General features: G+C 63.7%; 7 protein-coding genes and 1 pseudogene. 6 read left to right on the top strand and 2 right to left on the bottom strand.

Features of this window, described 5'->3' with window-relative positions; all coding sequences use genetic code 11:
- Window positions 1–52 precede the first annotated feature (52 nt).
- The 3 genes and pseudogenes from OWM54_RS28190 to OWM54_RS28180 all read left to right on the top strand — a co-directional run.
- The gene (locus OWM54_RS28190) at window positions 53–241 is read left to right on the top strand and encodes a hypothetical protein (protein ID WP_267699514.1); all 189 of its coding nucleotides are present in this window, start codon (window positions 53–55) and stop codon (window positions 239–241) included.
- Entirely contained in the window at window positions 228–2,330 is a 2,103-nt protein-coding gene (locus tag OWM54_RS28185) for a recombinase family protein (RefSeq protein WP_267699513.1), read from the top strand. Before OWM54_RS28190 ends, OWM54_RS28185 begins: the two co-directional genes overlap by 14 nt.
- Before the next feature lie 10 nt (window positions 2,331–2,340).
- Window positions 2,341–2,583, top strand: a pseudogene (locus tag OWM54_RS28180) (transposase domain-containing protein); the annotation flags it as partial.
- A gap of 296 nt (window positions 2,584–2,879) precedes the next feature.
- Here the strand turns inward: OWM54_RS28180 and OWM54_RS28175 are convergent.
- Together OWM54_RS28175 and OWM54_RS28170 are read right to left on the bottom strand one after the other, a co-directional pair.
- Window positions 2,880–3,989: a hypothetical protein gene (locus OWM54_RS28175; RefSeq protein ID WP_267699512.1), complete on the bottom strand. Its 1,110-nt coding sequence runs from the start codon at window positions 3,987–3,989 to the stop codon at window positions 2,880–2,882.
- A 229-nt stretch (window positions 3,990–4,218) separates the two neighbouring features.
- Window positions 4,219–9,144 (bottom strand): DEAD/DEAH box helicase, encoded by a 4,926-nt coding sequence (locus tag OWM54_RS28170; protein WP_267699511.1) that lies wholly within the window; start codon window positions 9,142–9,144, stop codon window positions 4,219–4,221.
- A gap of 536 nt (window positions 9,145–9,680) precedes the next feature.
- On the opposite strand from OWM54_RS28170, the gene OWM54_RS28160 reads away from it, so the two are divergent.
- The 3 genes from OWM54_RS28160 (at window position 9,681) to OWM54_RS43265 (ending at window position 12,522) form a co-directional block, all read left to right on the top strand.
- Entirely contained in the window at window positions 9,681–10,280 is a 600-nt protein-coding gene (locus OWM54_RS28160; RefSeq protein WP_267699510.1) for a helix-turn-helix domain-containing protein, read from the top strand.
- Window positions 10,243–11,849, top strand: a protein-coding gene (locus tag OWM54_RS28155) for an ISNCY family transposase (RefSeq protein WP_267699509.1) whose coding sequence is annotated in 2 segments (ribosomal slippage) — window positions 10,243–11,215 and window positions 11,215–11,849 — 1,608 coding nt in all. Because the reading frame shifts where the segments join, the coding sequence is not laid out codon by codon here. The genes OWM54_RS28160 and OWM54_RS28155 overlap by 38 nt, the downstream gene beginning before the upstream one ends.
- 130 nt (window positions 11,850–11,979) lie before the next feature.
- Window positions 11,980–12,522, top strand: coding sequence for a helix-turn-helix domain-containing protein (locus OWM54_RS43265; RefSeq protein WP_324289152.1), 543 nt, complete (start codon window positions 11,980–11,982; stop codon window positions 12,520–12,522).
- The last annotated feature ends 114 nt before the right edge of the window (window positions 12,523–12,636 follow it).

Below are 12,636 nucleotides of genomic sequence, written 5' to 3'. Positions count from 1 at the left end.
GCATCCGAGCACGCGTCGGCAACCACCTCAGGCTTGAGGGTGGAGGTCGCGCATGGCCAACCACCAGGAAAGGAAGCCGAAACAGCTCTCGCTCCCGCTCGGAAGGGCGCCGAGTCCCCGGGTCACCGAAGAGCAGCACCACCAAGTGGTACTGCTGCTCGCGCAGCTCCTGCTGCGCACGGTGCCTCCGCCAAGCCGCGGCGCCGGCGCCGCGACGGAGGCCGGCGATGAACCGTACTGAGTTGCCGGAGACGGTCCTGCAGCGGCGCGCCATCGTCTACGTCCGTCAATCCACCGTCGCGCAGGTTCAGGACAACGTGGAGAGTCAGCGCCGCCAGTATGCGCTCGCTGACCTGGCGCGCGCCTACGGATTCCGTGACGTCGTCACCATCGATGAAGACCTTGGCCGCTCGGCCAGCGGGACGATCGCCCGTCCGGGCTTCGAGGCGCTGGTAGCACAACTTTGCCAGGGCCGCGTCGGAGCCGGCTTCTGCCTGGAGGCTTCCCGGCTGGCGCGCAACGGTCGTGAGTGGCACCACCTCCTGGAGTTGTGTGGCCTTGTGGATGCTCGCGTGGTCGACGGCGACGGTGCCTATGACCCGAGCGTGCCGAATGACCGGCTACTCCTCGGACTGAAGGGGACCATCAGTGAATTCGAGCTGACCCTGATGCGCCGCCGGCTCATCGACGGAGCGCAGGCCAAGGCACGGCGCGGGGAACTCCATATTCCCGTGCCGGTCGGTTACCTGTGGGCCCAGGGGCCTGCCTTGGAAATAGACCCGGACCGGCGCGTGCAGGAAGCCATCCGTACGGTATTCCGACTCTTCGCGCGCCTGGAGAGCGCACGGCAGGTGCATCTGTCCATGTGCCGTGAGCGCCACCTGTTCCCACGGCCGAGCGATGGCAAGCGGTGGGGGGCACCCAGGTGCTGGACGCCACCGACCTACCGCAACATCATCAGCGTGTTACAGAATCCTGTCTACGCAGGCGTGTATGCGTATGGGAAGTCGACCCAGCGCACCCAGCTTGTCGAGGGGCGCCTTACGAAGAGCTACGGGCACCCCCGTCCCATGCACCTATGGACGGTGCTGCTGAGAGACCATCATGCAGGCTACATTTGCTGGGAAGAGTTCGAGCGCAACCAGGAACGCCTGCGGCGCAACGCGCACCGCCGCCCTGCTGGCAGCGCGAAGTCGGCAAGAGGCGGAGGAGCCCTGCTCTCGGGCCTGCTGCGTTGCCGCCGCTGTGGGCGCATGCTCCTCGTGGCGTACACCGGGCGTCCGCCGCGCCGCGCGCGCTACCTCTGTCACCGGGGCCGGGAGGCCCACGGCACCGCGCCCTGCATCTCCTTCGGCTCCTCTCGGCCGGACGACCTCGTTGCGGCCGAGGTGCTGCGAGCCGTCGCTCCCGTCGCCGTGGAAGCAGCAATAGCCGCCATGGACCTTGCCCAGCAGCAACACGCCGAGCGGCGGCGCGCCCTCGAACTCGAGAAGGAGCAGGCGAACTACGAGGTGCGTCTCGCACAGCGTCGCTACGAAGCCGTTGACCCGGACAATCGACTCGTCGCCGCCGAGTTGGAAGCGCGATGGAATGCGGCACTCACGCAACTGCGTGCATGCGAGCAGCGCGTCAGTGAGCGGGAGCCTTCGTCTGCCTCCGTCCCGGACCGCGAAGCGCTGTTACGTTTGGCAGGCGACCTGCGCACAGCATGGGACGCCTCAGGGGCGGATGCCGCCTTGAAGCAGCGACTGGTGCGTACCCTGATTGAGGAGGTAGTCGTCGACATCGACGATGCTCGCCGAGAGCTGGTGCTCATCATTCACTGGCGGGGTGGGCAGCACTCAGAGGTGCGAGCACGCAAGCCCGCCACGGGAGAGCACCGCAAGCGTGCCTCCGCCAACGCCGATGCGATGATTCGTGCGATGGCTGGCGAGCAGTCGGACGCGGCCATGGCGGTACGTCTCAACCAGGCGGGCCACCGAACTGGCCACGGCCTTGCGTGGACCCATAGGCGCGTCGCTGCGTACCGACGGACGGCCCGAATTCCAGCCTACGCCTCTGGCCGGCAGGACAGCGGCTGGCTCACCATGCGGGATGCTGCCGCAGCCCTCGGCGTGCCGAACCAAGCCATTCGAAAACTCATCCAGTGTGGGCTTCTCCCCGCCAAGCAGGTGATGCCGGATGCTCCGTGGCAGATTCGAGCGGAGGACCTGCGAGCGACACACGTGCTTGAGGCCGTCCACAAGCGACGTAGGAGCCCTCGCGGCGCGAGCAAGCCCCGCCGTCGCGTGAAGCGGTCGACAACGCCCCGAAGAGGTGACGCACAATGAAACTCTCATTGCCCTCGGCAGGAAGAACTTTCTCTTCGTCGGGCACGAAGCTGCGGGTGAGAACCTCGCGGGCCTCTATACCCTGGTGGCCACCTGCGAGGCCAACGGCGTCAACCCTGAGGCATACCTGGCTGACGTCCTGCTCCGCGTCCAGACGCATCCCAACTCGCGCATCGCGGAGCTGCTGCCTCACGAGTGGAAGCGTCGGCAGACCACCGGCCCGCCCGAGTCACACCCCCAACCCGCTTCCTGAACACACCTCCGGCCCCGGCCTCTGTCGGGCACGGACCTCGTCCGTCTTCAACGGCTTACGCCACGTCACTGAACGGACGGATACCTGCCGTCTCCGGGCCGCCTTTCTCGCCGGGCGGGGTGCAGGGCTGGGCGAATCTTCCGGGCTGCGAGTTCCCGGACTCGCGAGCCGCACATCGAGTCGGTCGGCGCGATGGGGAGCTTGACCGATGGGGATCTTGACAGTGATCCGCAGTAGCTCGACGAGCGCCGATGCGTTGAAGCTCAAATCCTTCGACGTCTCTCGGTACTCGGAGCCTAACCGACGATCCCGCCAGGAACGACGTATCTCATGGCCCACTGGGGAAACCTCGACCAACTGTGCTTCCCGTTCTCGTTCCAGTCCACGTCCTGGTCGACGTCGAAGAAGCTGTAGACGTCCCGCACTTGGCAACAGAACACGACGTCGATGCGGCGGGGATCGCTGTTGGTCCCTGAATTGAAGATCCTGAACTCGATCCATCTGTCCGGCGCGAGCCCGTCGAGCTCGGTGAGCCTGAACTCGAGCCGGGACTTCTGGGAGAGGACCCGCGCTCCGTTGACCCGCGCCGCGACAGGTGCCCCCGGCGTGGCAGGTGCCGCCGGCCTGACAGGTGCCACTGGCATGACGACGCGCCGACCCACCGCACCCTCGAGCACGATCTCGAACCTCGCACCCCTGGGAGCGTACTGGTAGCCCTGCTCACGGGCCCGGAATGCCTCGTCCGTGAGCTTGTGGCTGCCGTACCGCAGGTAGTCGTCCGTGAGTTCCTGGAAGATGTGGATGAGATGCGCCTTGTCGAGCTTCGCAAGGGTGTGCCCTTCGAGCAGGTCCCCCTGAGCGGTCAGCCGATTCCTCCCCGGCCCACGTTCTCGAACCGTGCACCAGGTCACGAGGTCCATCAGCTCCTCAGCCATCACCTTTCGGCCGGGCGACAAGTTGCGATAGGCCGAGAGGCCCACCACCTCCTGCCAGAGCCAGCGGTTCACGCGCTCGACGGAGACCGGCCCCACATCTGTCAGGCCGGAAATCAAGCAGGCCGCATCGTCGTTGGTGCGGATCCCGAACTGCGCGTGCACGTGCTCTTCGATCCGCTCCGCCTGTTCCTTCGAATCGACCTCGATGAACGCGTACTCGTTCCGCCTCCCGAGCACCTTCTCTCCGAGAGCGCAAATAAATGCCTTGTTGTGGCGCTTCGCCAGCGCACCGCGCATGCAGCTCCGCATCCGCCCATCCTTGCCGTGCCCGATCTGGAGCACGTCGGGACCGTTGAAGACCGCGTAGACGTGGTAACCGGACTCTGGCGCGTTCTCGATCCGCTGAATCCGCGTCACGGCTCCGTGCTCGGAAAGGACGGCCAATACCTTCGCGGCGAAGTCGACGGGCATGGAGGGGACCTCTCGCTTAATTCTGATCCGGTTCCGCGGGCGCAGCAAGCTTTGCCTCACCCGTCGATGTAAGGACGGAAGAAGACGCCCCCAGTCTCTGCTGCCCGGCGGATTTTCCGCCGGAGCATCTCGCAGATATGGTTGACGCCATGGAGGACGCAGGCGAGCTCCTGGCCGTTCATTAGGACTAGGCCCCGAGCTCCGAACGCCGCCAAAGCGCTAGGTTGTTTCAGGCAACCGAGGCGCTCGGTCCGATTGACGAAGCGCTCTCGTCAAGAATCTCCAGCTCAGGGAGAGAATTGACGATCTTCATCGTCTCAAGGCTCACAGTGATGACGCGCAGCAGCAGGGATAGCGGATAACGCGGGTCTCTGACAGTCTCGTTCGCCCAGGCGTTCGCGTCCTTCACAATGCCGCTCGCCTTGTCGGTGGTAACGCCTTGCCGCTCCATCACCCATTCAATCGCCGACTTGCCATTCACGACGTACTCGTAAGCGTCCAGCGGGATGTCGCGAACAGTGATGAAGTCGTTGTAGTGGATGACGCTCTTGTCCTTACCCTTGCCGAATTTCATCTTCTCGACTCGGTAGCTCGCTCCGGTGGGTTTGGCGGGGCCTTCGATACGAGCTGGGTACTCGCTGACCTGCTCGAACCCAACGTGGAGTTCGCCGAGCGTGCGGCCGGCGCGACTGAACGCCCAGAAGTCACCGGCCTTCTTCACGCGGGGAATACGGGGGAGTTCCTTGCCAAGGTTGTCAGCGTATCTCTCGCGGTAGTCGGCCGAGTGGAGAATGCCGTAGACGTAGTAGAAGATGTCTTCCTTCGTGATGGTCTCGCCGGGATAGGCAGCCAGGAAGTGGGCCAAGCCCACGTCGGTGATCCCGTCCCGTCGCGAGAGGCCAGTAGTAGGCGCCCTCTTGGCAGCGGCGAAGAGCTGGCTCTGCGACTTGTCGCCCTCGTCCGCGTCCTCGCGGCCGTCATAGAGGTAGAGAGGGAAACATTGGGTTCCCCCATCCGACTGCACGTCCACGACTCGATCTGCCATCAAGGCCAATTGTCCGAGGCCGCTCCAGCGCTGCTTTACGACGATCAGGCGGTTGTCTTCTCTCCCTTCAGGAAACAGACGCGTCATTCGATAGCGGTTCTCATTAAAGAAGCCGTCGTAATACAGCCAACGCTTTTCGAAGGGCCTGTATAGGGAAATGATTGCTTTCGCGTCAGAGAAGCTGCCACGCAGGCCCTTCTCGAGTCTCCGGCGAAGCACCCACGACCAGCCAATCTTGGAGCTGTCGTTGATGTTGCTCGTGATCTTTTCATCTACAACGTCGTTGTAGAAGGCGATCATGCGAGCCATGGCGTGGAGCATTGTCTTTCTCGACGCATTGTATGCCCACGCATCCCGGTTGGTCTTAACTCCACTTGAATAGTCGGCAAAGAGCACTGCGGCGGCCTGGGTTGACTTGTCGCCCATCGAGATGAATTTCTCGAAGCCGGCCTCGCGCTGAGCGAGCCAGTCTCCATGAACATCAGGGGTGATGGTCTTCCAACCAACTTGCTCAGCGATACCGGCGATGCTCCCGAAGGAACTGATCTTTCCCAACTTTTCGTCTCGGCTGAGATAGTCGCCAATGTCATGGAAGTATATCTTCCCATTCCCATTGGATGCCGGTTTTTTTACAAACAGTGAAATGGCGATTGGCGCTCGGCTGCCGCTCCCGAAAATCTTGCCGCCCTCCTTCTTCGAGAGCTCGCCGGATGTGCGCTGGTTGCCCCGAAGGTGAACGACATGGATGCTGCTGAACTCCTCAGCGAGGCACTTGCGCAAGCCGTCAGCAGCTTTGCCGTCTATGAATCCCGCATTCGTCACGAAGCCGATGACACCGCTGGTCCCTACGCGGTCGCTGGCCCAGCGGATGGCCCTGACATAGCTGTCGTAAAGACTCCTGGGATTGCCAGTTGATCGACTCACGTAGGTCGCTTGGAGGCGAGCATCCAAACGCGGGTAACGGATATTGGCAGCATCGTCGTTGTCATCCTTCTGCCCCACCGAGTACGGCGGATTCGCAACAATCACCCGAATGTCGAGCTTCTTCTGCCGCGTGCGTCGCTTGCTGTTGTCCTTCAGCACGCGTGAAACGAGGTCGTCCCTCTCGTAGAGCTGGAAGGTGTCGGTGAGACAGATTCCCTCGAAGGGCGTGTACTTTCCGCCGAAGATCCCGTGGTACGCGGCCTCGATGTTGATTGCGGCGATGTAGTAGGCGAGCAACACGATCTCGTTCGCGTGGATCTCCTTCGCGTATTTCTGCGACAGCTCCTCCTTCGAGATGAGCCCACTCTGGATCAACCGCGTGATGAAGGTGCCAGTGCCGGTGAACGGGTCAAGAATGTGTACGCCCTCTCTGCCGAGCGTCTGTCCGAACTCGGTGCGGAGGAGGTGATCGACACTCTTCAGGATGAAGTCGACAATTTCGACCGGCGTGTAGACGATACCGAGCCGCTCCGACATTTTCGGGAATGCGTTGCGGAAGAACTTGTCGTACAGCTCGACGATAATCTTCTGCTTGCCCTGGGCGCTCTCGATTCCCTCGGCGCGCATTTTCACTGATTCGTAGAATGCCTCAAGCGTGCTCGACTCCTTGCCGAGACGATGATCCTGGAGCACATCGAGTACCCCCTGCATCGCGCGTGATATCGGGTTCTCGGTCGCGAAGCTGTAGCCCGAAAAGAGGGCATCAAATACCGGCTTGGTGACGAGGTGCTGGGCGAGCATCTCGACAATCTCGCCGTCCGTGATGCTGTCGTTCAGGTCATCGCGCAGTTCCTCTGCGAAACGTGCGAACGCATCGCGCTCTCGCGTGTTGCCTTCGTTCTCAAGGATTCCGGTGATGCGGTCGATGTGCGTGCGGGCAATCTTCGCGATGTCCTTTGCCCACTCCTCCCAGTGTTGACGGTTACCCACCTTCTGGACGAGCTTTGCGTAGATGGCGTGCTCGATCTCGCCAATCTCGAACTCGAGTTCATCCTGTACGGGGTACCTAATCGGGTTCTCTGCTACCCCGATGGTGTGCCCGCCCTTCGCCGCCCGCTTTGCGGCCTCCTTCTTCGCGTCGTCTTTCTTTGAACTTGAGCGCTTCGCGATCTTGTCGGTAATCGCGATGACCTCCATCTTTGTAAGGTCCTTTGCTTCGAGCTCAAGCTTGTTGATCATCGCGTCGAAGCGGTCGTCGTGAGACCGCAGGGCTTGAAGGACCTGCCACACGACCTTGTACGTCTGGCTATCGTTCAGGGCGTCATGAGGCTCGACCCCCGCGGGGATGACGACGGGGAGAACGATGTACCCGCGCTTCTTGCTGCTGTCCGCAGGTTTCCGCATCACGCGCCCGACCGACTGCACGACGTCCACCTGCGAGTTGCGGGGCGTGAGGAAGAGAACGGCGTCGAGGGCTGGCACGTCGACGCCCTCGGACAAGCAGCGCACGTTGCTCAAGATGCGGCACGTGTCGTCGGGCGTCTCTGCCTTGAGCCAGCTGATCTTCGCCTCCTTCTCGGAGGCGTTCATGCTGCCGTCGACGTGCTGCGCCTCGCACCGCAGATGCGTCGACGCAGCATCATCGCTGGGTGCCGTTCCACCCTCCTGGTAGGCTTCGACCACCGCCTGAAACATCTCGGCGATGTTTTTCGATCCGACCTTGTGGACCTTGGCTCCCTTCTGGCGCTCGATGACTTGGCAAAACGCAACCGCCCGCTTCATCGGGCCGGTGTCGTCGGTGATCTCTTCGAGTAGTCCCTGCTTTGAGAGCGCCTTCCAGCAGCCTACGATTTTCGCGGCGTCGTCGACTCGTAGCTCGTTATTCGAGTCCTTCAAGAGATTCTGTATCCGACGGCTGACGTGCGACTCCTCGATGGCAAGTACGATGACCTTATAATCAACGAGCAGTCCTCGTTTCACCGCCTCAGAAAACGTGAGGACGTGAAGATCCGGTCCGTACAGCCTCTCGTCGTCCATCGAGCAGAGGGCGACGTTGTCCCGCTCGGCAGTGGCCTTAGCTGTGTCGCCATAAATCCGCGGGGTCGCCGTCATATACAGGCGCTTGTTCCCGCGGATGTATTTATCGTCGTGAACCTTGATGAAGTGGCTCTCCTGCTCATCCTCGAACTTGGCACCAGTCGTGCGGTGCGCCTCGTCGCAAATGATGAGGTCGAACTTGGGAAGTCCGTGCTCCTTCTGAGCCTCGTGCAGCACATCAATGGAGTGGTAGGTCGAGAACACGACGCTCATGTGTTTGGCGTCATGGCGCTTCTTCATTTCCGTCGCGAGCCGCGAGGCGCTCGTGGTCGCCGGATACTGGAGTTCGTGAACAAGCGTCTGGACGACGTCGTCGTCCTTGCTGCGCTTCTTTCCCACGTCCGAATCGGAGCAGACGGCGAAGCTCTGGAGGCGCGTTTGGCTCTCCTGCGTCCATTCAGTGAGGGTCTGCGACAGGAGCGCAAGACTCGGGACGAGGAACAGTACGCGCTTGCCTTCGCCAGCAACTTCCTCGGCGATCTTCAGGCTGGTGAATGTCTTTCCCGTGCCGCACGCCATGATGAGCTTGCCGCGGTCGTGTTCTTTGAGCCCGGCGAGCACCGCTTTGAGGGCTGTCTTCTGGTGCGGAAGGGGTTGCTTCTTCGCCCTGAGGACAAGCTTCTTTCGCGGGGCGAACTGCGCCCAATCGATAGAACTGTTCTCGAGAGTGGCCAGGTCGATTTTCGTTACTGGGATGTGCTGGTTGCGGAGTGCTTCCTCAGCGTGTTCGCTCCACAGGACCGTCGTGCTGATGATGATCCGGTGCGTAAACGGCTTCTTGCCCGCTGCCGTGAAGAAGCTGTCGATGTCGGCCTTCTGGATGCGGTAGTCGGGCGCGTACAGCTTGCACTGGATGGCATGGACCTCGTCCGTGACGGTCTCCGCCACCAGGTCGATCCCCACGTCGCGCTTGTCGAGATTGTGGCGCTCGGCCCAGGCAGCGTAGGTCTCGACACTACGGTACAGCTCTCGGTACGCGGGTTCGTTCTTGAGGTACGCGACGGTCAGCTCTTCGAAGTAGGTGCCACGCTCGCGGGGCGTGACGGCGACGGCACGGAACTGGTCGAGGATCTTCTGGAGAGCGCTCACGAACGGGGTCCTATTTGAAGCTGGTCAGCGAGGCCGCTTGGCCGCCGGGGTCGGAGGATCGGCCTAAGTGGCCACGGTTGTCCAGCTTGACCGCAGGGGGAAACCAAGGTCTCCGAAGGACGGCTCGGCCGAGTGCTCGCTCTCATCAAGAAGAACCAAGGACCGGTGAGCGTCAAGGTAGTTGTCGCGTGAGAGGTTTCAGCCGGCGTCCCTCACTTCCTGCTGATGCAGGATGAGGTTAGGCGCGGGGTTGAGGCGGACGGGCCCCACCGGTGACCAATCGCGCGTGCCTCGACTCCAGCGCTCGGGGTGAAGGGCTCGAGCACGCTGGTACACCCCGTGGCGTCGGGCCAGCAGCGCCGTCTCGCGGCCGAAGTGCCTATCGTCGGGTGTGACGAATCAGATGGCCGAGTGTCGGTGCTCAATGTTGTACCAGTCCACGAAGCGCGTCACCCAGTCGTGCGCGTTCTCGGCGGAGGCGAAGGGCCTCATTCACGGCTCGGAAGAATCCGTCGCGCTCCGCCGGTTGAAAGTGTGTGAGCCGGTTGGAGCTGAGTGAAGAGCAGAGGAGCGAGCTGGAGGCGTGCTTCCGCACGACGGAGGACCGCCGATTGCGCGACAGGTGCCAGGCGGTGCTGATGACCGCCCGGGGCCGACCTCAGCAGCAGATTGCCGAGGACGTGGGCACCACGACGCGCAATGTGCAGCGCTTCCTGGCCCGCTACCGCGTTGGCGGCCTGGAAGGGCTGAAGATTCAGTGGGCGCCGGGCAAGACGCCCCTCATCCCGGAGCAGCTGGCGCCTACGATTCTGGGCTGGATACGCCAGGGCCCCCGGGCCTGCGGCCTCAAGCGCGCCAACTGGACGCATGTGGCCCTGGCTGACTTCCTCTGCCAGCAGACAGGCATCCGCGTGCGCGAGACGGCCATGGGCGACTTCTGCCGCCGCCACGGCGTGCGGCTCTACCGGCCCACCTACCGCTTCCTGCGAGCAGACCCCGCTCGCCAGCAGCAGGCCCGCCAGGAGTTGAGCGAAAAAAACTGCACCGGCAAATATGGCCTGAGCCCCAGGTGTTGTCCTTCTGAAGGGGGATACCACCATGGCTCGAACGACTGCTCGCCCTGTTGCCACCCGTGAGGTGAGGGTCGACAGCGAGCGTCGGCGCTGCGAGGCGTGCGGCGCGCGGACGCGTGCGGACTGGCGCTCCCTCCGCTGCGTGACGACGCTCACCGGCTGCGTGGGATTGTCAGTGCAGGTGCGGGTGTGCCACCGAGAGGGGTGCCTGCTGGAGGGCGTGTCGTTGCGGGCCGAGGGGGAGGGGCGCTGGGTGCTGCCCGAGCACGAGTTCGGCCTGGACGTGCTGGCCTTCATCGGGGCGCAGCGCTACCGGGAGCACCGCAGCGTGCCGGAAATCCACGCCCTGTTACGACACAAGGGCGTCGCCGTCTCCGAGCGCACCTGCACCAACCTGCTCGACCGCTACGACGAGCTCATCAGCCTCACGTTGCTCGACTCCGGGCGGCTGCAAGCGGCGCTCAAACGCCAGGGGCGGGCAGTGCTTGCCATTGATGGGCTTGCTCCGGACGTGGGGCACGAGGTGCTTTGGGTGGTGCGCGAGTGCCTGTCGGGGCAGGTGCTGCTGGCGCGGCCCCTGCTGTCCGGCGGGGAGCAGGAACTGGTACCGCTCCTCGAAGAAGTGAAGCGCGCGCTGGGGCGGGTGCCCATCGTCGGCGTGGTGTCCGATGGGCAGCGGAGCATTCGAAACGCCTTGGCCCACGCATTGCCCCAGGTGCCGCACCAACTCTGCCACTTCCACTACCTGCGTGAAGCGGCGCGTCCCCTCTACGAGGCGGACCGGCATGCGAAGAAGGAATTGAAGAAGCGGGTGCGCAAGGTGAGGAAGGTCGAACGGACCTTGGAAGGCCGTCAGGATGCGGGCGCTCGCGCCACGCAAGCCTATGCGGCGGCCGTCCGCAGCGCCCTCACCGACGACCACCGCCCACCCCTCAGCCCTTCCGGACTGCTACTGCGCCGACGTCTGGGCGCCATTGAGAAGAGCCTGGAGCGGGTGTCAAAAGGGGGGCCTTCCCACCAGAATTGAGCCGCCTGCACGCGGTGCTGCGCAACGCACTCAGGGCCACTGCCGCGAGTTGGCCCGCCCTTGCGCGGGCCTACCGGTGGGTGGAACGCACTGCGGCCATCCTCAAGAACGAGCCTGGCTTGGACGCCGCAGGAGTGCGACGCCGGCTCGCCGCGCTGCTGGCCGCCATGGTGCGCTGGACACGCCGACGTCATCAGGGCGTCCTGCGTCAGGCACTCGCCCACTTCCTGCTCGAAACGCGTCGCTACTGGAAGGGCCTCTTCCACTGCTACGACGTGCCGGAGCTGCCGCGCACCGACAATGACCTGGAACACCTCTTCGGCACTTGTCGCTTCCACGAGCGGCGAGCCTCGGGCCGGGTGCGCGGGAGCGCAGGCCTCGTCGTGCGCGGTGGGGTCCGGCTGCCCGCCATCGCTGCAGCCCAACTGCTCCCGGCGCTCGACGGCACCCACCTGGCACCGGGAGACCTCGACGCCTGGCGGACGCTGCGCGCTCAGCTGGAACAGCGGCGCGTCCCTCGCGTCATGGGCCGGCGCTTCCGCGCCGACCCGGACGGCTACCTCCGAGGCATCGAAGAGGAGCTCAGGCCATATTTGCCGGTGTAGTTTTTTGGCGTCGAGGTGGGCCGCAGTTGGCCTTGACGGAAATCGGGCTCGGGATGAATTCATTGGGGATGGGGCCGGACCGAGCGAATCGCCTGCCCGCTCCCATATCGAGGGGCCGCCAAGGCGGGCCGTGGCTCTTCGGCGGCATGGCCGAACCCACGAACTCACCAGCGCGAGGGATGCTTCGGCTGACCTCGGCACATGGCAGTTGAGATTGACCGGGGGAGACTCACGCCTCCTTGCAGGATGCCTCCGGAGAGCAGACCGTCGGTCCTCGCGACGCAACGTCGCGGCATGGGCGGACCGGCACTTCGTCGTTGGACGCGCTTGTGCCAGCGCGCGTGACGTCGTGTCCGAAGAAAAGAAGGTTTCTGCCGTCGCCCAGGTCAATCCTGCTGGCCATCCCCAGCCCTCTTCCGAGCAGCCGCTCGGGGAGGCGCTCTGGGATGTGCGCGGCCTCGCGGCCTACCTCAACCTTTCCACCTCGTGGGTGTACCAGCGCGTCGCAACCCGGACGATCCCCTGCGTACACCTCGGTGCCGCCGTGCGCTTCATTCCCGAAGACATTCGGGCCTGGCTTCGAGGTGAAAGAGGAGGCCAGGTAGTCCGTATCCGGGACTACCGAGCACGTCCTCTTCGCAAGAGGAGCGGGAAAAAGCCCCGCCCCGATTAGGAGAACGCCATGGCGACCGTCTACCAAAAGAACGACCGCTGGTACGTGGGCTACACCGATGGCACCGACCATCGACGGCTCGTGCGCACCGACGCGCGGACGAAGTCCGAGGCC

The sequence above is a fragment of the Myxococcus sp. MISCRS1 genome (assembly GCF_026626605.1).
GTDB classification, from domain to species: domain Bacteria; phylum Myxococcota; class Myxococcia; order Myxococcales; family Myxococcaceae; genus Myxococcus; species Myxococcus fulvus.
Note: the sequence above shows the minus strand (reverse complement) of the source record. Positions and strands in the feature narration are given on the sequence as shown.